This window comes from Cellulophaga sp. F20128 (genome assembly GCF_023015805.1).
In the GTDB taxonomy this organism is placed as follows: Bacteria; Bacteroidota; Bacteroidia; order Flavobacteriales; family Flavobacteriaceae; genus Cellulophaga.
Genome location: NZ_JALKBA010000013.1, coordinates 17,045 through 37,430, shown reverse-complemented (window position 1 = coordinate 37,430; position 20,386 = coordinate 17,045). Strand labels below are relative to the sequence as shown.

The window sequence follows — 20,386 nt, the reverse complement described above, 5'->3', positions numbered from 1 at the left end:
ATTATTCTACTATATTTCCCCAAAAAGTCATTTCTGAAAAATCTATATATCCTGCTCCATCCCATGTAGAATACACAGCAAAACGGAAATATCTAATTTCTACAGCTTCATCAAAAGTATATTCATCTCCTGCTTCAAAATGATCTACATCTTCATCGGTATTTGTTCCAATAGGAGAACCTGAAGGCTTAATAGACTCGCATTCTTTTAATAAAATCCAATCGTCTAAATTACCATCTTGACCAGGCAATTCTTTAGCACCATATACATTATAGGTTTTAGGGTTTCCGTGCGTATATGCAAAACCAACTCCAGCGGTTTGTCTTTGCAGTACATTAAACCTACTTAAAGTAACATTTGCTCCTAAATCTACCGTCAAAATACTAGGTCTAGGTTTATCTCCTTGTGTATGTACAATAGACATGATATCATCATCAAACAAGTTCCAATAATCACCTTCCCAAGCATCCCAGTTGTCATCATTGTCTAAAACTACTTTTTCGAACTTTGATTTATCTAAACGTTGTTCAAATAAAGGTGTTAATAATTTATCTGGCGTTGGCGCATAAATGGTATCAGAAAAATTATCGTAACGATCTCTAATTACAGCGGCAAAAAGTCTAGGCACTGATTCATACCCTCTTATAGAAGACCTTGTAGCCGATTGCTCAGTATACACCGTTTCAACAGTTTCCAATCTTCCTGTTACTGGGTTTGTTGTCATTAACTCAATGGTTATGGGCGTATTTAATTCATTTTCCCATGTAAATCTAGCTCCTCCAAAATCTGAAGTAATTGCCATTGTTTCCTGAACCATAAACACCGGTGGTGTTAATGGAGATCCCGAAACTGTAACTGGTTCTGAATTATTTCTAGAGCGATCTACAGAATACAATTTTACTGTTCTTTCCGAAGTATCTGAAAACCCTAAGATTTCAATCTTATTGTTGAAGGCAGATGTTTTTACTTCTGCTTCTACTCCTTTAGAATTTGTATATATCGCTTTTACATACAGCAAGTCACTGTCTGATGGTAAATCATAATCAATACTAAGTCCGCCATTTATCGGTGTAATGGATACATTCTCAATAATTGAAGGAATAGAACTATCTGTAGCAAGAGGTCCATGTTGATATTCCTCGCAAGCGAATAACACCAATACTACTGGTACTATTATTAATTTAATTAAATGTTTCATATCTTTTTTTTTAAAGTTAGTAGATAAATTACCATCCTGGATTTTGGATTAAACTTGGGTCTTTAATTGTTTCTGTTTCTGGTATTGGCCATAAATAATCTTTTTCAGAATATGTTGGATTATACAATGTACGAATTGTATAATAATCATCTGCATCATTTTCAAGAACATTCCAACCCTTAATTGGCTTGTTCATATAATCTTTTGCTAATTTCCAACGTCTTAAATCCCAGAATCGGGCTCCTTCAAAAGACATTTCAATCATTCTTTCTTGTTGAATAATTTCTCTCATTCCGTTTTTAGTAGTTGGTTTACTTGGATTGCTTGAAAACGCAGACCAACTATCTACCACAGAACTTAATCCTGCTCTTTCACGAACTAAATCAATGTATTCGTACACTTGAGCATCTGGAGCTGTTTTACTTTCATTCAAAGCCTCTGCATAGTATAAATACAAATCGGCCAATCTAATTATTGGAAAGGCATAACGTGTTGTACTTAAACTTTGACCTGTGTTCACCTGCGTAGGAATAGCTACCAGTTTTTTAGGCCAATATCCCGTAACAGAATATTGAGAAATTTCAAAAACAGATGCAAACTCACCACCTCTAGCGTGAACAAACCACGGATTAGCTTCATCGTTGGCACCATTGCCATACCAAACACCTCTATCAAATGATAAATCTGCATAGAAACGTGTTTCTCTATCAAAATTTAAAATAACAGTACTTTGCCCTTCTTCTACCTGATACTTATCAGCCTCAAGAGAACTTCTCAATTTATATCTATTGGCATAATCGTAGGTAACATCCTCTTCTATTGGCACCCCATTTTTAGAGTAATACATTTCTGCAATACGTAAAGGCGGACAGTGTCTTGAAGCCACAGGATTATTTATGTAGTTATACAAACGAGGCATTGCTTCATATTCTAAGTTATTCGTAGAAGCAGTATGTCCCCAAACAAGTTCAAAATTCCATTTCTCGGTCATTCTACTTCTCAGACCTGCTTTTAACAAGGTAATGTCTGAAGTAATGGCGTTTCCTGATCTATTAATATAATCTTCCTTTTGAAACAATCTTATTCCTGCGTCATGGCAGATATCTATTGCTTCTTTAGTTGCAACAGCAGCATTCTCCCATTTTTCAGGCGAATAAGTAGCAGGAAAAAAGGGCTCCCCTTCAGCATTAACAAAACCACTGTACACAGAATTGCCATTAAATAAAGGACTAGCATAGGTCATTAAAACTCTAGCTTTCATAGCCGCAGCAATTGGTTTGGTAACTCTTCCTAATTCATCACCTGGATTTTGCAACTCCAATGGAAGCTCTAAAATAGCATCATCTAACAAATCTATGATATAAGTAAATGTTTCTTCTACGGAACTTCTGTTTGAATTTATATCTCCTGTAGCTGCTGAAACCGGTATTAATTCATCATTAATAACAATAGGCCCATACATCCGTAACAAATAAAAATGAAAATAAGCTTTCAAAAAATTAACTTCCGCTGTCCATATCGTTTTCTCATAAGATTGGATGCCTTGGACATCGTCAATTCTACTTAAGAAAATATTACAGTTTCTTATTCCTTCATACAAACCATCATTCCATAAATTGTAACTAGGCTGGGTAGCACTTTGAAAACCTTGTGCAATTCTCACCCCTGCTCTATTACGCTCTGATTCTGGATACCATATTTCGTCACCTCCATTTAATGCAGGGTTATTAACAGTACCCGGATCTGGTATTGAACCGTAAATAGTGTATAAGAATTTTTGCGTATTAAACCTGTTTGAAAAGGCATTATCAATGGTTGCAACATTATCTGGCACAACATTCAAATAATCTTTTTCACAAGAAGAAAGTATTCCTGCTATAAAAATTATTGCTATATATATTTTATTTTTTTTCATTATTTAATTGTTTAGAATGAAAGATTTACACCGAAGTTAAATACTCTTTGGTTTGGATAACCTAATCCATCCCCTGATAATTCTGGATCCCATAATTTAAATTTACTCATTACAAATAAATTTGTGCCACTTAAATATAATCTTATTTTCTCCATTTTAAGTTTAGAAACCAAATCATTTGGCATTTTGTATCCTATCTCAACTTGCTTTAATCTTAAAAAAGCGCCGTCTTGCATAAACCACGTATTCGTTTGGTTATTATTATTGACATAGTTGTTCGATAATCTTGGCCATGTGGCATATTCATTTCTGTTCGTTTCTGACCAATAATCATCTGCCCAAGCCTTTAACAATTGTCGTTCTCCAACAAATGGTGCCGTTGCATAAGGATTAACCCAAAAAGATGAATTAGCCGATCCTTGGAAAAAACAAGATATATCTAAATTTTTATATCCTGCAGAAAGTCCCATCCCGTAGGTTATCTCAGGAACTGTTGGGTTACCTATAGGCACACGATCTAATGCTGAAATTTTACCATCCCCATTAATATCAGTATACTTAATATCACCACCAGAATACTCGCCAAAAGTTTGTACTGGAGAGTTGTTTACTTCTGCCTGATCTATAAACAAACGTTCTGCAACATACCCCCAAGTTTGATTTATGGGTTGCCCTATTCTAGATAACCACGGTGTAGCAGAATAATCTGGTTCCTCTATTTTGGTTATTCTGTTTTTAGCATAGGTAAAGTTACCTCTAACTTGCATCCATCCGTCTCCATCTGCAAAATCATCTGAATACACTACCGTTCCATCAATACCTTCACTCCTAGCTTCACCAATATTGGCTCTTACTCCTGCTTGCAAACCTAGACTAGATGGCAAGATTCTATCTGCTAAGATATTCTCTCTATCTTCTCTAAAAAAGTCTACTTCTAAATCTAATTTTTTAAATAAACCTAATTCAAATCCAATATTCATTTTCTTCCCTGTCTCCCAAGTAATTTGATCATTTGCATACCTTTGAATACTAACACCCGACTGGAAATTATTAAAATTTTCACCAGTTACATATCCTCCACTATTTAAATTAACTTGTGATAAATAAAAGAATCTATCATCTGCACTACCAATTTGGTCGTTTCCTACCAAACCATAAGAACCTTTAAATTTTAATTTGGTTACCACATCGTCAATAGACTCCATAAATTTTTCATCAGAAGCCATCCATCCTAAAGCCAAGGCAGGAAAGAATCCCCAACGCTCTGCTTTTGCAAATCTTTCTGAGCCATTATAACCAAAACTAGCTTCCACAAAATATTTTTGGTCTCTAGCATAGGTAAAACGCCCAGACATTCCCATATTTCTATATGCTAATGATTTTTGTAGTGCATCTGAAGTGAATACCTCACCATCTGTAAGCGTGGTTAGTCTATCATTTAAGGTAAACACCAACAGCCCGCCAACCTCATTTCTATCATCAAGTTCTTTCTGATAATTCAAATTTGATTCTACATAAGTAGAGGATGAAATAAATCTTTCTCTCTGAGAAAAACTTAATGTCTCTGTACCACTTTCTTCGTTTAAAGCTGTCAAAGAAGTTACTCCTGTCAAGGAATTTTTACGAGGCGAATAATAATAAGGATTATAACCCCTAACAGCCTGGTATCTCGCATCCTTAGTACCGTTAAAAACAAGCTTAAAATTTAATCCCTCAGCTATCTTTTTTAAATCTTGATTAAATTCTAATTGTGCAATAATCTTACTACTAATGTTCTCTTGGTACCCACGCACCATTTGCGCATAGGGATTTAAATAATCTCCATTTCCAAAATTTCCAAACAAAATATGATTCGTAAATTCATTGGCAGCATCTTTCTCATAAAAAGGTTTAAACAAAACAGGATTTGCTCTCATTACTTGAGCATAAACATCTGACCCTCCATTAATTGGACCTGTATAATTTTCAAAATTAACATTAAAGCTTAATTTTAACTTAGATGTCTCAGTTAGACTAATATTTGTACTAGAACGTAAGTTCTGTTGCTTAAATTTAACATTAGAATTAAAGTTACTTACCTTAGGAACAGTTAGTATCCCATTATCCGTGTTGCTTGCAACAGAAACGTAGTAACGCGCTGTTTTACCCCCACCGTTCAAACTAAAATTCACCCGATTGCTTACCGCAAAATCTTGAAATAGTTCTTCATACCAATCTGTAGTTGGGTATAATATGGGGTTTGTGCCCGCTATTGTATTTTCTATTTTCTCTAAAGAATACGGCAACAACCCTAATGGGTCACGCGTTTTAACAGCTTCGTTACCCATTCTCATGTATGTAATAGGATCTGCTAATTCAATATTTCTTGTAGGGCTAGAAAAAGAACTTTCCATTCTAACCGTAACTTTTACCGGGCCTTCTACCCCTTCTTTAGTGGTTACAAAAATTACACCATTTGCACCTCTAGCTCCATATAATGCAGTGGCCGAAGCATCTTTCATTATAGAGAATTCAGCGATATCATCTGGATGTAATCTACGTAAATCGTCAATGGTAAGCTCAACACCATCGATCAAAATCAACGGACTTGAAGCATACCCAAAAGTAGTAACACCTCTAATAAAAAATTCAGCATTGTCTCTCCCTGGTTCTCCACCTCTTTGGTATGAGATTAACCCTGGAACTCTACCCGCTAAGGCAGTAGTTAAGTTACTTGAACCTATTTTAAGCTCTCCAGGCTTTACTGTTGAAACAGATGCTATAACGCTCTTCTTTTTCTGTGCGCCAAAACTCACAAGAACCACTTCATCTAGTGCCTCTGCTCCTTCTTTTAAAACAACGTTTATTGTGGTATCATCACCAACGGTAACTTTTTTAGTTTCCATTCCTATATAAGAAAACTCTAAAATATCACCCTTACTTGCTTTAACTTCATACTCTCCGTCAAAGTTAGTTTGCATCCCTCTAACCGTACCAAGAACCAAAACATTTACACCTATAACAGGTTGTCCGCTCTCATCAGACACGACACCCTTTATCGTTTTTGTTTGTTCTTGAAATACAAAATTATCTTTTACCTCAGCGAATGTATTGTTCGCCCAAATAAATTGAAATACTAAAAAAAATAGCGCAAAAGATAGTATAAACTTATATCTATCTCTCTCTTTTGCCGAGACCAGATTTGGTTCCTCTTCATAATAAATTGATTTTTGCTTCATAAAAATTTAGTTTAAGTTGATTGTTAATTGAGTTGTATTTAGTTAATAGGTATTCTTCATCCAGTTGTATGGTTTTCTTTTAATTCAATTACCTCTTGGAAAATCTTGTGACTCTGTATTATTGGCCATAGACACCTCAGATAATAATGTTAAAGCACTCCAATCTGCAATATCATAAACATCTATAGGTGGGAAATATTCTCCTTAGCCGATTCTATAAATGAATTCATTTTTAGAAAATACGTTCCACTATTAGGAACTTATGATCTTATTTCATTCATTTTTTTTCGAAAAATTATCATATTTATTTTTTCAAGAAACAATTTTATTAACTGACAATTAAATTTGTTAAAAATATATGAAATTCAAAATTTCATAGCCAAAGATCAAAAATGAGAAATCTTATAAAATTGAAGGGCGACATTTTAAGCTAAAATACACTACATAATAGTACAATTTATAAAAATGACTAATATATCACCTACATTTGACGAATATATCTCTTAAAATATCTTAAAGTTTCTTAAAGTACGTTAATTAGAAGAGTAACTAAATCCAAGAATGAGTATCTTAACAGCTTCTTTCAAGAAGAGCTAACAAAGAAAACCTTGTTATTATTTTTATTAAAAAAATGCAGCGATTAATACCATTCAAAAGTATCCCAAACGACGGAATGCTATACAACTTAAACGTTAAATTTAGGTTATGTATATCTGTGCTTCTTTTATATACTAGTTTCGTAATTGCACAAAATGAATCTAACTTTTTGCATTTGGAAGAAACTTTTTATGGTAATTCTCAAATCATAGAAGATAGCTTGGGGTATATATGGATTTCCAACTCAGACGGACTGTATAAATATGATGGATACGATTTTTCTTTTGTTCCCTATCAAAATATATTTAAAGGAAAATATTCGAGCAACCAAAAGTTTCTTTTACAAAAAGACAATAACGAAAATATCTGGATCGCTGTATACGGTGGAAAATTAACAAAGCTCAATTCACAATATACAGAGGAGTCTCTTTTAATAGAACTGAACAATGCTCCAAAACACACCACAGCCATAACGCCTCATGAAAAAGACGTTTGGTTTGGTTCTAAAGAAGGTTCCATCTATAGGTATGACGAAAAAAACACGACCATAAGGAGCCTATTTACTCTTCCAAAAAACAATGGTTTCGCCCAAACTATTTTAAGCATTGCTTTTACCAGCACGTATGAGATGTGGATAAGCACCGATCATGGTAAAGTGTACCAACACATCATAAACACAGACATTCTTAAAGAATTAAAAAGTCCGTTGACACATAAAAAACAAGATATAAAACTCACTAGTGATTTAAGTGGTAAATTATGGATTGCAACGGAACTAGAAGGTCTCTACAGTTATTACCCCAACTTTGGTGAATTTACCCAATTTAATCCTCCTGAAAAAAATGGAAGCCATGATTTGTTTCTCTACGTTTATGCAGGTAAAAACAATAATATTTGGGCAGGAACTGATGGTAACGGTTTGTATAAGATAAATTCAGAAACTAATGCCGTGACCATTTTTAAACATGAAGAAATCAATAAATTTTCAATAAGTAATAATACGGTTACCTTTATTAATGAAGATTCTTATGGCAATATCTGGACTGTTGCAAAAAAAGGGCAAATTAATATATTGCCTAACAATGCAAATAAAATAAAATATTACAACGGATTAGAAAACAACACCCCAACAAGTGTTTTGTCTATTTTAAAATCTGAAGATGGCTCCACATGGATAGGAACCGATGGTAAGGGATTAAACAGGGTATTTACTAACGGTACAAAAATTCAATACGATTCGAGTAAAAAAGGGAACAATTTTTTTAAAGGCAGATACATTCAAGGCCTTATTGAAGATAAGGATAAGAATATTTGGATCGCCACTTACTTAAATGGATTGTGGAAATTTGATACAAGTACGAAGAGGTTTACTGAAATAAAAACCCAAAGTACTACTGGCATATACTCACCGGATGTAAGGCACTTATTTAAAGATACCAAGGACCGAATATGGGTGTCAACCGCTGCCGGGGTACATGTGTTTTCTAGTCCAACAGAATTATTAGCTACCTTTGATTATAATACCAATGGGTTTTTAGGCACTGTTTCCCAAGCCATCAATGAAGATGAAAATGGCACCGTATGGCTAGGTGTTAACAACGGGGGCTTGTTTGAATTTGTGGAAAACCAATCGAACTTTGCTATGTCGAGCTTTAAAAGCCACAGTTACTATTCCAAAGAAGAAATAAAACACAACAATTACGACATTGCGGTTATTAAACCCGATTACAATGGCAATCTTTGGTTGTTAAGTGATTCTGGTTTTTTAATAAGATACACCATTTCTTCAAAAACCGCAGAATCATTTTTAACGAATCAGAACCTTGAAAATATCGATATTTCTGCAATCCTAATCATGGATCCCAACAACCTATGGATTAGTAGTAAAAATGGAATTCATAATTACATTCTAGACACTGGTGATTTAAAATCTTTTTACACCACCGATGGTCTACAAGGCAACACTTTTTTAAAAAGAAGTGCCTATAAAGATCGTACGGGTAAATTGTATTTTGGAGGAGAAGATGGCATGAATACTTTTTACACGGAAGACATGCACACCAAAGAACCCAACGCAAAAATATACATCAATGCCATAGAGGTTTTAAATAAACCGGTGCAACAAATATTGCAAAATAAAATAACCCTACCCATAGAAAATCTTACAAAGCTTGACTTGGCTTCAAAACACTCTTCGTTTTCCTTCCAGTTTTCAGCGATTGACAATGTATTAAACTCTAATTACCATTATGCATACCGATTAAAAGGTTTTGACAAAAACTGGATTACAACTAAAAAGAACAGAATTGCTACCTATACCAACATTCCTTCTGGCTCCTATGTTTTTGAAGTTAAAGCCGGATCAAAACGCGGTGAATGGAATATTGAAGCTACCCAAATAAAGGTGAACATAAAACCCACATTTTGGGGCAGTATTTGGGCTTATATTTTGTATATAATACTAAGTTGCCTAATAATAATTGGCATAAGTTATTGGCTTAGCCTAAAAAAAGAAATCCGAAAAAAAGCATGGCAAAACGAAAAAGACAAAGAGCTTTATGCACTAAAAATGAATTTCTTTGCCAAAATGTCGCATGAAATTCAAACGCCATTAACCTTGATCCTAGGCCCTATTGACGATATGTTGCATAGAGCCGTAACCAACAACAATGAGCTTTTAAAACAACGCCTTTTTATTTTAAAAAATAATGCAAAAAGACTTTCAAGGATTGCTACAGAATTAATGACCATTAGAAATAAGGAATTAGGAACCTTAAAGGTATTGGCTTCTAGAAATAACCTCACTGAACATTTAAAAGAAATTGCGCTATCTTTTTCTGAGCAGGCCCGGTTTAAAAACATACATTTTATAAAAGAATATTCAACCAAAGAAGACTTATTTATCTGGTATGATTCGGATAAAATAGAACATGTACTCTACAACTTACTTTCAAATGCATTTAAGTTCACTCCCCGGAATGGGACCATCACCTTAAAGACCCATTTGGTTAAAGATACCCTCGAAATATCAGTTGAAGATTCTGGGCCTGGCATTCCTAAAAATGAACTCGAAGATATTTTTAAACTTTTTTATCAATCGGAACTTGGAAAGCATCAAAAGGGCCTAGGCATAGGCTTGGCATTAACAAAGGAGCTTATATCTTTACACCATGGAGAAATAAAAGTGACCTCATCTGCAGAAAAGGGCACTTGTTTTACCGTAGCGATTTCTGCCGCTGATAATGTATTTTCAGAAGACGAAAAAATCTCACCTGAAGCTATTTTTGAGAGTACTTCTAAACTATATACTGATATTGAGAATTATGAAGTAGATTTATTACCTGCAATGCCTGAATCTAAAGAAAAAACACATACGCTCCTCATCGTTGAAGACAATGTGGAAATGCAAATATTTCTAAAGGACGTATTTAAAAACCGCTACCACCTTTTACTGGCTGAAAACGGAAAAGAAGGTCTTAAACTAGCCGAAAGAAACAAGCCAGATTTAATAATTAGTGATTTAATGATGCCTATTATGGATGGTATAGACATGTGTAAATCCCTACAGAAAAACAAGGCCACCCAACATATACCCGTGATTTTATTAACCGCTAAAAACTCCTTCAAATCTAAATTATCTGGGTTAGAATCTGGAGCAGTAGCTTATATTGAAAAACCTTTTAATTTTCATGAATTAATTTTAAAGGTGAACAATATAATTTCAACCAGAGAAAAAACAATTTCGAAATACAAAACTGACCTTATTAGTTCCCCAAAAAAAATAGATGCAAAATCCAAAGATGAACTTTTTATGGAGGAGTTGGTTACCGAACTTAATAACCAATTAGAAAACACAGATTTTAAACTAGAAGATCTACCCAACACTCTAAATATGAGTTATTCTGCCATTTACAGAAGATGCCATGATTTAACAGGGAAAACGCTAGTAGAATTTTTCCGTTCGCTGCGTTTAAACAAGGCTGCTATCCTCATTAAAGAACAAGGGTATAATATCTCTGAGGCTGGGTATATGGTAGGATACAAAGACACCAAATACTTTGCTAAATGTTTTAAAGAAGAATTTGGAGAATCTCCTGGAAAGCTTAAAAGGAACGCCAAATAACAACTATTTAAATACAATATAAACGGAACTTTTTAAAAGTACAATGCTAGTTTTTTTAAAAGGAAAATAAACAGTATGGAAGAGATCAACGATTACCTCCTTATTGCTTCTTTATGGTTTCCTTATTTACAATATTTCCATCAACATCATAGTGTATAAATTCTACTATAGGTGTGTCACCTTCCCGGAATACGTTCACGGCTAAAAAACCACCTTTAACCCTTAGAAACCGATGTTCGGGTCGTTTATCATTTTTATTCCAACCTTGGGCGTGTGAATCACTAGATGGACCTTGACTAAATTCCATTAGCCCAGTATCCGGATCAACCGATACATATTGCCAATGCCTATCACCATTAATAACGAACATCCCGTGATCGGCAAGGTACTTACGCAACCATTCGCCTTCCGTCTTAAAGGAATCATTAGAATGATTGTCTGTTTTTCCTTTCGCTCTATCTGGTCCAACCACAGGTGTTGGCGAGCTTAAAATTTTAAAAGTAGCATCTGATGCTTCAACAGTTTTTTTAAACCATTCTAACTGCTCTTTGCCCCAAATACTCTTGTCTGCACCATCGGGAGAGGAATTATCACTTCTAAAATCCCTGCCTTCTACTACCCAAATTTGCAAATCTTTTCCCCAACGAAATGTTCTATACGATTTATCCATTATGGGAGCTTGCTCATTCCATATCCATAGTCCGTCTTCAAATCCTAGTTCACCAAATGCAGAAGATGTAGGCATGGCATCATCTTTAAGGACATCATGATCATCCTTTTGCAGGTACAAGGGGGTGTTGTTGTAAAAATTCACCAAAGAAGGCCAAGCATTAATTGCATGCCATTTATGTCGCGCCAACTCCAAATTATACGCCATAGGTCCGGGCTTATCATAATACACATAATCGCCCGTCTGACAGTGAAACATAGGCTCTAACTTAAGCATACTATCATACATCTTAAAGCCGCGTTCCGCATCATCATAAGACCAAAAGTACTGACAGGTTGAAGAAGTAAACAAAACAGGAGCTATTTCATTGGGCAAGGGAGCCGTAGTAAACTCACCCTTTACCTCTGAAACTGGCGTTTTTGGCCCTTTCCTACCTGTTATAATTATTTGGTACTTTGTATTTGACCGTAAGCCCTTAATTTTACGTTTAATGGTATAATCTTGATAGGCCGAAACATACTCCCATTGGGTCTGTATTAGAGTATCCTTAGACTGAACTTTAATACGAACCTGCCCAAAAGCCCCAGGTACTGCCCCGTCCATTTCTTGTACCGGCATGTTATTATCAAAATCAATGGGACTCCTAAATGGTGCTCCCTTTTGTTGATGCCTAATAGGCACCGCTTTTTCAGCGGCACATAGTCTGGTCCAGACTATCGCAGACGAATTAGTTAATTCCCCTACTTTAAAGCCATTAGTAAAGAATACTGCTTCAGTTTTTTGTGCTTGTATTGAAGATAGTAAGCCAATAAATACACTTAAAATTGTAAAAACATTTTTTCTCATCTGTTACTTTCAGTGGGTTAGTTTCTAAATATTTTATCAAAAAACAACAATTGATACTGAATGGAATTTTTCCAATACGCCCAATTATGACTCCCTGGGCGTTCTATATAATCATGGGGAATATTACGCTCCAATAATTTAGTGTGCAAGGCTTGGTTTTGTCTGAAGAAAAAATCACTTGTCCCACAATCAAAAATCAGTTTAGGTGCATTTTTATCTAACAAATAAACCATATTAAGGACCGTATTTTTCTCCCAACTTTCTTTATTCTCAGCAAAAGAACCTAGGCGTTTGTTAATATCCCAACTATTAGGAAAGGGTCTAATATCTACACCACCACTCATACTACCTGCTGCTCCCCATACATCTTGATGTTTAAATGCCAAATAGAATGCCCCATGGCCCCCCATACTAAGTCCTGTAATTGCGTGTTTCGATTTGTCCTTTAAAATTCTGTAAGAATTACTCATATAGGATACTAATTCATAGGCAACATAGGTTTCGTACTGCATTGTTTTATCAATGGGACTATTAAAATACCAACTTGTAACACCTCCGTCGGGACAAACAATAATCATTTGATACTGGTCTACTAGTTCTTTTAATTCTGGCACTGATTTAATCCATTGGGCGTAGTTGCCTCCTGCACCGTGTAATAGGTACAACACCGGATAATCACGGCTAGACTTTTCATAACTATCTGGAAAAATAACAACGTTCTTTATGTCTTTCATCATCACAACACTATGAACAGATACGGTATCTACTACCCCTGCATACACTGCAATTCCAGAAATAAAAAATAAACTTAAGGCTAAAAGACTTCTCATTGAACAGGGTTTTAAGTTCACAATAATACAAAAAAGAAGCACAAAATGTTGGGGTACAGACTTCCATCCCCTGAATTTAAATGCTAGCTTCCTCTTTTTTGATATATTTTGATACTTTTTATGCAAAAACCATCCAAAAACTTTCATTTTATAGTATAAAATTGGTTGGTTTCTATTTTTTAGATAGCTTTAAACAGATATATTCTTTGTCAAACAGATTATGAAAAATAACTTGATTCCCGTTTTGCTTGTTTTCGTTTGCTTTCATTTAAGTGTTCAGGCACAAACTCCCAAATTAAAAAAAGCTTTCAACGGAAAAAACCTCAACGCTTGGGTAGTACCATCAAATAACAGTTGGTGGACGGTAAAAAATGGAATCTTGAATGCCAAAAGTGGGGTAAACAAAGAAGGATCCATTCTTTGGACAAAAAAAGAATACACAGACTTTGTTATTCAAACAGATTTTAGGTTTGGCCAAGGCACGGTAGATTCAGGAATATTTATTAGAAATGACAAACAGCAAATTCAGCTTGGAATTTCTGGTTCTATGCAACGCGATATGACAGCTTCCCCCTATATTCCCGGAAAAGGATACCCGGTAGAGGCAGAAAATATTAAAAAGCTCCTAAAACCACAAGCATGGAATACCATAAAAGTAATGGCCGTTGCGGGTTTGTACAAGGTATGGCTCAATGACACCTTGGTAATGACTTATAACAGCGATAATTACATTCCTAAAGGTCCTATAGGGCTTCAGTTACATCCCGATAGAGATATGGAAATCGATTTTAAGGATATTAAAATAGGAGAAATAAAGTAATATGAAGAACAGATTGGTAGTATTTCAGAATATTGGCATATCTATACTGATGCTTTTTCTTGTTTTTGGCTGTAAAGAGAAGGCTAAGCAAGCGCAAGCTCTATATATGGATAGTGCAACTCCCACAAAGAAAATAGAATTGATCAGGGACGACGCCAACAAAAAGGTAGATGTTTTAATAAATGGCAAGTTGTTCACTTCCTATATTTATCCCAACACTATTAAAAAACCAGTACTCTATCCTATTGTAACTCCAAAGGGCACTAGAATTACTCGTAAATTCCCACTTGAACCTTCAGTGGGAGAACGTGTAGATCATCCGCATCACGTTGGACTTTGGTTTAATTATGGCAATGTTAACGGATATGATTTCTGGAACAATTCAGATTCCATCAAAATAGTAGATCGCCATAGGTATGGTACTATAAAGCACCGAAAAATAACAGCCCTACGCAGCGGCAACAAAGAAGGTGTATTAGAAGTGACTATGGATTGGCTAGATCCCAATCAAAAAAAACTACTTGAAGAAAGAACAATATTTGTCTTCCGAGTTACCAATGACACCTATGCTATTGATAGGATTACCACTTTAATTGCCCAGGAAGATGTGGTATCTTTTAAAGACAACAAAGAAGGTATGCTAGGCATACGAGTAACGCGGGCCTTAGAACACCCATCGACCAAACCAGATAGTTTTACCGATGTCAATGGCACAATTACCCAAGTAACAGAATTAAATAACGAAGGGGTAAACGGCAAGTATGTCAATAGTGAAAATATACAGGGATTAGATTGCTGGGGGAAACGTGCCAATTGGTTGAATCTCACATCTTCTATTGACAAAGAAAATATTTCCTTAGCCATAATAGACCACTCGTCTAATGTAGGGTACCCTACATACTGGCATGCTAGGGGTTATGGTTTGTTTGCAGCTAACCCACTAGGGCAAAAGGTTTTTAGCAACGGAAAAGACAGCCTAAATTTTAAGTTAGACAAGGGAAGTCAGGTAACCTTTAAGCACCGAATTCTTGTGGCAAGTAATCACTTATCAAAAGAGACCTTAGACAATGCCTTTATGAATTTTTCAAAAAACTAACCAATTATAAATAAAAACCAAAATAGTATCCATCATGGGAAACAGAAGAAGTTTTATTAAAAAAACAACCTTAGCAAGTACAGGTATTGCCGTTGGGGCATCAGCGTTCTCGGCAAAATCTTATGGCAATATCATTGGATCTAACGACCGGGTTGTCTTAGGGTCTATAGGGGTACGCGGCCGGGGAAACCAATTATTAGATAGTTTCTCCAAAATGTATGATGATGGGGTACGTATAAAAACGGTTTGCGACGTAGATACAGAATTCCTAGAGAAGAATGTATCGCTCTCGGCAAAGAACCAAAAAGGAAATAAACCCGGCACAGAGACCGACATGCGCCGTGTATTTGAAGACAAGGATATTGATGCCGTAATTGTAGCTGTGCCTAACCACTGGCATGCACTATCTACCATTTGGGCCTGCCAAGCAGGGAAGCACGTTTATGTTGAAAAACCGAGTTCTCATAACGTTTGGGAAGGAAGAAAAATGATAGAGGCGGCAAGAAAATACAATAGAGTTGTACAAGTAGGATTTCATAATAGGTCTATAAGCAATGTTATGCAGGCTATGAATTTTTTACATAATGGTGGTATTGGTGAAGTCTTTATGGCGCGTGGCACCTGCTTTAAACCCAGGGATTCTTTTGGAATTTCTAAAGACAGTACACCCCCGTCCTCGCTCAATTACGACATGTGGCTAGGTCCTGCAAACTATCGGCCTTACAATGAAAAAAAAGGACATTACAATTGGCATTGGCATTGGGATACGGGCAATGGAGATACGGGCAATCAAGGACCGCATCAATTTGATGTTGCACGTTGGGGACTCAACAAATTAGTGCACCCAGTAAAAGTGCAGTCTATGGGTAATATTTTTGGGGTGTCGCCTCAAGAATGTTCCCAGGAAACGCCAAATACACAAACCTCTGTTTTTGAATATGAAGACGGAAAACTTCTGGAGTTTGAGACCCGTGGCCGTTATACTGGTGGAGAAGCAAATATGGGTATTAAAATTGGAAATACATTTTTTGGAACAGAAGGATGGATGGAAATCAACGGCTCTACTTGGAAAGCGTACAAAGGCCGGGAAAACGAACCTTTTGCTGGCTCAGGAATGGCTGAAGGTGCGTCTGTTGGTGGAGATTCATCGTTTAGAACCGCTCCAGATAGCAAAGGACATTTTGCCAATTTCATTGATGGTGTTAAGGCCGAAAATAAAAACATCCTTAATTGTGATATTGAAGTAGGACATATGTCTACCGTATTACCTTTAATTGCTAATATTGCCCATCGTACAGGCGAAAGCCTAAAGTTTAACGGTGAGTTCGAGAATTTTATTGATAACGAACAGGCAGATTTAATGTTAAGCCGTAGATACAGATATCCTTATATTGTACCAAATAAAGTATAAAAAAAATAAATATGCCAAATTTTCCTATCATTGATACCCACGTACATCTGTGGGATCCTAATACTATTAATTACCCATGGCTTGCCAATGTTCCCCATTTAAATAAGCCTTTCGAATTGGAGGAGTTTAAGGGCGCAACGGCTACTATTGCCGTTGAAAAAATGGTTTTTATCCAATGTGAATGTGATCCAGGACAGGCTGAAGACGAAGCTGCATGGGTTACACAATTGGCCCAAAAAGACGCTAGAATTCAAGGTATTGTAGCTCAGGCCCCCTTAGAATTAGGAGAAGGCGCACGCCCAGTCCTAAATCGGTATGCAAAAAACAAACTAATAAAAGGAGTGCGTAGATTGATACAATCAGAAGATGATATTAACTTCTGCATACAACCCGATTTCGTTAAAGGGGTGCAGCTTTTATCTGATTATGATTTTAGTTTTGACATCTGTATTCTCCATACCCAATTGGAAAGCACCATAAAATTAGTCGCTCAATGTCCGAACACTCAATTTATATTAGATCATATTGGAAAACCAGATATTAAATCACAACTTTTTGAACCTTGGAAAGAAAATATTACCAAATTAGCCCAATTTCCAAATGTATACTGCAAGATATCGGGCTTGGTTACAGAGGCAGCTGTAGACAGCTGGACGAAAGAAGACCTTAAACCGTATATTGATCATGTAGTGAACAGTTTTGGAAAAGATAGGATTGTTTTTGGTGGCGATTGGCCTGTAATTATTGAAGCTGCAACCTATACCCAATGGATAGAAACCTTAGACTGGGCTCTAAACACCTTTAGCGAGAGTGATTTACAAAAAATATACCGTAAAAACGCCATTGCCTTTTATAAATTATAAGCACTAAAAAAAGGTAGGATAAGACGGTATCATTGCCTTCCTTTGCCCCTTAATTAACACCTCAAGATGGCATTTAATATTGTTTTAATAGAACCTGAAATCCCAACCAATACCGGAAATATAGGTCGCTTAAGTTTGGCTTCTGGCGCTACGCTACACCTGGTAAAACCATTTGGTTTTGAATTGAGCGACAAACGTGTAAAAAGAGCGGGCTTGGATTATTGGCAACATTTAGACCTAAAAATCTATGAAAATATCGATGAGTTTTTAAGTATGCATGGCGATAAAAAATTAGTCTTTTTATCATCCCATGGAACCAAAGAGTATTGGAATATACCCTACAGTGAATCTATGTATTTTGTTTTTGGCAAAGAATCTGTTGGTTTACCAAAAAACCTAATAGAAACGCAACAGGACAATTTGTATAAAATTCCACTGTATAGCGAGCATATTAGGAGCTTAAACCTGGCAAATGCCGTAAGTATTGTTATTTATGACGCTATAAGAGCCAGTGCTAACTAGACATTCTAAATATAGAAATACGACAAGGCTATGCTTTTACTTCTCTATTTATCCTTATTTTTAGACATTGAGCCTAAAAAATTACAACCTTTAAATTTATTTTAAGAACATGAAATCATTTACTATACAAGAAATATGCAGTCTCTTAGGAGGAGAATTAGTAGGCAACACAACACATAAAATACAGGGTGCGGAACAATTAGAAAGAGCCACTGAAAACCAAATTACATTTGTTGGTAGTGTAAAATATGTACGTCTCTGGAAAAATTCCAATGCCTGTGCTGCTATTGTAAATGATAATTTAAAAATAGAGCCCGGAGAAAATAAGGCGTTGATTAGAGTAAAGAATGCCGATATTTCCTTGGCAAAATTATTGGAAGCTTTTGATCCAGGACCTCCAGCTTTTGATGAAGACATACACCCCAATGCAACGATACACAAAACGGCTATCATTGGTAAAAACTGTAAAATTGGCGCCCATACTTATGTTGGTAAAAATGTAGTTCTTGGTGATGGCGTAATACTTTACCCCAATGTTACTATTCTAGACGATACCGTTGTGGGTGCAGCCACCATTATGTGGCCCGGAACTGTTGTACGAGAGCGTAGTGAAATTGGTAGTTTTTGCATTTTTCACAACAATGTGAGCATTGGAGCCGATGGTTTTGGGTATAGACCTAGTGAAGATGGCCGTGGTTTGGTTAAAATTCCGCAAATTGGGAATGTAGTTATTGGCAATGCTGTAGAAATTGGAGCGAATTCTTGTGTAGACCGCGGAAAATTTAGCTCTACCATTGTAGGTGACGGTTGTAAAATAGATAACTTGGTGCAAATTGCACACAACTGTGTTATGGGTAGATCATGTATTATGGCGGGACACAGTGGATTAGCCGGCTCTGTCACCTTAGGCGATGGTGTAATTATTGGCGGTAGCGCTTCTATTAAAGACCACACAACCATTGGCGCAGGTGCTATTGTAGGTGCGGGATCGGGAGTAATGAATAATATTGAAGCCGGAAAAACAGTACTTGGATACCCCGCTCAAGATTCTAGAGATATGTTAAAACAATGGGTGGCCATGCGAAGATTAACCCAATCTTAAAAATATTTAAAAGACTAAAATCTAAAACGCCTTCTTGTGTAGCGTAACCATCTTGTTCTTGTACAATGACGGCAGTTAGACCAACTTATCAATAACCGTACAGTAGAAGATTAAAGTCGAGATAACTTGCTATTAGAAACGCTTCTTTTAGCAAATACATCCTTTTGGTAAAACGTAATTCGGATTCCAAAAAGGAGAACTAACCCGCCAATTACCATTTGTATAGAAACAGTCTCTTCTAAAAATAACCACGCCAAAAAAGAGGCTAAAATAGCCTGACCCAACAAGCTAACAGACACTCTAGTGGCACGCATATGCTTTGTAGCATAACTTATGAGCAACCATGCCAGCAGCTGACAAACCACCCCTTGAACAACCAACACCAACCAACCGGCAGAAGAAAACCCTGTAAAGGGTTCATTAATGCTATAACTCAATATTCCTAAGGATACAGCCGAAGACACAACACTAATAGTCATAAAAGTCAGTACATTAATCTTGTCTAAAACATTTTTACTTAGCAACATATAAACAGCATATAATATCCCTGAAAGTACCGCAAAACAAAAAGCAAGATTAAAATCTAACTGAATAAAGGTTTTAAAACCAACCAGCATCATCATTCCAAAAATTGCAATAACGGTTCCTATCCAAAAGTTTTTTGTCGGTTTATCTTTTAAAAAGAAAAACGCACCAATTCCCACCCAAACCGGTGACAAATTAGTTAAAAGTGTTGCTTGTGTTGCTGTAGATTCCTGTATGGCTATATTCCAAACCGAAACATCCAACCCAAAGACAACACCACAGAGCACCGCGTAAAAAAACGTTTTTTTTGATCTAATTTTAAACTGTTTGGTAAACAGAACATATGGCAAAATACAGGCTGCTGCCACTGCCATTCTATAAAATGCAGATATTACACCTGGTGTTAAGTTTAACTTTACCAAAATAGGAAATATAGAAATACATAAAATACCCACAGCCAACGCAATTCTTTCCTTTTTCATAGCCTTAAAAAAATGATCGGCAAAAATAGTTTTATTTCCGATTCTAAAACACACCTATACGTGTAATTAATTGTTAAATATTCATCCTATATTAAAATTAAATTACCTGCTAGCTATCTATAATTTAATGGAACAACCACGACCTATTGCTTTGTATGCTATTTGTTA

General features: G+C 35.9%; 13 protein-coding genes. 7 read left to right on the top strand and 6 right to left on the bottom strand.

Features of this window, described 5'->3' with window-relative positions:
* Position 1: 1 nt before the first annotated feature.
* From MWU65_RS12630 to MWU65_RS12620, 3 genes are read right to left on the bottom strand one after another with little or no spacing between them, the layout of a single operon-like run.
* Complete coding sequence (locus tag MWU65_RS12630) at positions 2–1,198, bottom strand: DUF5000 domain-containing lipoprotein (protein WP_247078426.1); 1,197 nt, start codon at positions 1,196–1,198, stop codon at positions 2–4.
* 28 nt (positions 1,199–1,226) lie between these two features.
* A complete protein-coding gene (locus MWU65_RS12625) occupies positions 1,227–3,113 on the bottom strand; it encodes a RagB/SusD family nutrient uptake outer membrane protein (RefSeq protein WP_247078424.1) in 1,887 nt (628 codons plus the stop codon).
* An 11-nt stretch (positions 3,114–3,124) separates the two neighbouring features.
* Positions 3,125–6,331 carry a TonB-dependent receptor gene (locus MWU65_RS12620; RefSeq protein ID WP_247078422.1) on the bottom strand — a complete coding sequence of 1,069 codons (3,207 nt, stop codon included), beginning with the start codon at positions 6,329–6,331 and terminating at the stop codon, positions 3,125–3,127.
* Positions 6,332–6,962: 631 nt separating this feature from the next.
* Here MWU65_RS12620 and MWU65_RS12615 point away from each other — a divergent pair.
* Entirely contained in the window at positions 6,963–11,051 is a 4,089-nt protein-coding gene (locus tag MWU65_RS12615) for an ATP-binding protein (RefSeq protein ID WP_247078420.1), read from the top strand.
* A gap of 100 nt (positions 11,052–11,151) precedes the next feature.
* Here the strand turns inward: MWU65_RS12615 and MWU65_RS12610 are convergent, their stop codons facing one another.
* Both MWU65_RS12610 and MWU65_RS12605 read right to left on the bottom strand, forming a co-directional pair.
* Positions 11,152–12,567 carry an alkaline phosphatase D family protein gene (locus MWU65_RS12610; protein ID WP_247078419.1) on the bottom strand — a complete coding sequence of 472 codons (1,416 nt, stop codon included), beginning with the start codon at positions 12,565–12,567 and terminating at the stop codon, positions 11,152–11,154.
* Between the two features lie 17 nt (positions 12,568–12,584).
* On the bottom strand, positions 12,585–13,397 hold the full coding sequence (locus tag MWU65_RS12605; RefSeq protein WP_247078417.1) for an alpha/beta hydrolase family protein: 813 nt from the start codon (positions 13,395–13,397) through the stop codon (positions 12,585–12,587).
* A gap of 220 nt (positions 13,398–13,617) precedes the next feature.
* Here MWU65_RS12605 and MWU65_RS12600 point away from each other — a divergent pair, with 220 nt between their 5' ends.
* The 6 genes from MWU65_RS12600 (at position 13,618) to lpxD (ending at position 19,211) form a co-directional block, all read left to right on the top strand.
* On the top strand, positions 13,618–14,217 hold the full coding sequence (locus tag MWU65_RS12600) for a DUF1080 domain-containing protein (RefSeq protein ID WP_247078415.1): 600 nt from the start codon (positions 13,618–13,620) through the stop codon (positions 14,215–14,217).
* Between the two features lies 1 nt (position 14,218).
* Positions 14,219–15,313, top strand: coding sequence for a PmoA family protein (locus MWU65_RS12595; protein ID WP_247078413.1), 1,095 nt, complete (start codon positions 14,219–14,221; stop codon positions 15,311–15,313).
* A gap of 34 nt (positions 15,314–15,347) precedes the next feature.
* Positions 15,348–16,724, top strand: coding sequence for a Gfo/Idh/MocA family oxidoreductase (locus tag MWU65_RS12590; RefSeq protein WP_247078411.1), 1,377 nt, complete (start codon positions 15,348–15,350; stop codon positions 16,722–16,724).
* Positions 16,725–16,735: 11 nt separating this feature from the next.
* Positions 16,736–17,587, top strand: a complete 852-nt coding sequence (locus tag MWU65_RS12585) for an amidohydrolase family protein (protein ID WP_247078409.1) — start codon at positions 16,736–16,738, stop codon at positions 17,585–17,587.
* A gap of 66 nt (positions 17,588–17,653) precedes the next feature.
* Positions 17,654–18,109 (top strand): tRNA (cytidine(34)-2'-O)-methyltransferase, encoded by a 456-nt coding sequence (locus tag MWU65_RS12580; protein WP_247078407.1) that lies wholly within the window; start codon positions 17,654–17,656, stop codon positions 18,107–18,109.
* A gap of 109 nt (positions 18,110–18,218) precedes the next feature.
* On the top strand, positions 18,219–19,211 hold the full coding sequence (gene lpxD, locus MWU65_RS12575) for a UDP-3-O-(3-hydroxymyristoyl)glucosamine N-acyltransferase (RefSeq protein WP_247078406.1): 993 nt from the start codon (positions 18,219–18,221) through the stop codon (positions 19,209–19,211).
* A 110-nt stretch (positions 19,212–19,321) separates the two neighbouring features.
* Here lpxD and MWU65_RS12570 read toward each other — a convergent pair whose 3' ends face one another.
* Positions 19,322–20,218 (bottom strand): DMT family transporter, encoded by an 897-nt coding sequence (locus MWU65_RS12570; RefSeq protein WP_247078405.1) that lies wholly within the window; start codon positions 20,216–20,218, stop codon positions 19,322–19,324.
* Positions 20,219–20,386 lie beyond the last annotated feature (168 nt).

Excerpts from the sequence above, each read along its gene's own strand:
- lpxD (WP_247078406.1), top strand. The coding sequence starts at position 18,219 with ATGAAATCATTTACTATACAAGAAATATGCAGTCTCTTAGGAGGAGAA.
- MWU65_RS12610 (WP_247078419.1), bottom strand. The coding sequence starts at position 12,567 with ATGAGAAAAAATGTTTTTACAATTTTAAGTGTATTTATTGGCTTACTA.
- MWU65_RS12620 (WP_247078422.1), bottom strand. The coding sequence starts at position 6,331 with ATGAAGCAAAAATCAATTTATTATGAAGAGGAACCAAATCTGGTCTCG.
- MWU65_RS12615 (WP_247078420.1), top strand. The coding sequence starts at position 6,963 with ATGCAGCGATTAATACCATTCAAAAGTATCCCAAACGACGGAATGCTA.
- MWU65_RS12570 (WP_247078405.1), bottom strand. The coding sequence starts at position 20,218 with ATGAAAAAGGAAAGAATTGCGTTGGCTGTGGGTATTTTATGTATTTCT.
- MWU65_RS12625 (WP_247078424.1), bottom strand. The coding sequence starts at position 3,113 with ATGAAAAAAAATAAAATATATATAGCAATAATTTTTATAGCAGGAATA.
- MWU65_RS12605 (WP_247078417.1), bottom strand. The coding sequence starts at position 13,397 with ATGAGAAGTCTTTTAGCCTTAAGTTTATTTTTTATTTCTGGAATTGCA.
- MWU65_RS12630 (WP_247078426.1), bottom strand. The coding sequence starts at position 1,198 with ATGAAACATTTAATTAAATTAATAATAGTACCAGTAGTATTGGTGTTA.
- MWU65_RS12580 (WP_247078407.1), top strand. The coding sequence starts at position 17,654 with ATGGCATTTAATATTGTTTTAATAGAACCTGAAATCCCAACCAATACC.
- MWU65_RS12590 (WP_247078411.1), top strand. The coding sequence starts at position 15,348 with ATGGGAAACAGAAGAAGTTTTATTAAAAAAACAACCTTAGCAAGTACA.
- MWU65_RS12600 (WP_247078415.1), top strand. The coding sequence starts at position 13,618 with ATGAAAAATAACTTGATTCCCGTTTTGCTTGTTTTCGTTTGCTTTCAT.
- MWU65_RS12585 (WP_247078409.1), top strand. The coding sequence starts at position 16,736 with ATGCCAAATTTTCCTATCATTGATACCCACGTACATCTGTGGGATCCT.
- MWU65_RS12595 (WP_247078413.1), top strand. The coding sequence starts at position 14,219 with ATGAAGAACAGATTGGTAGTATTTCAGAATATTGGCATATCTATACTG.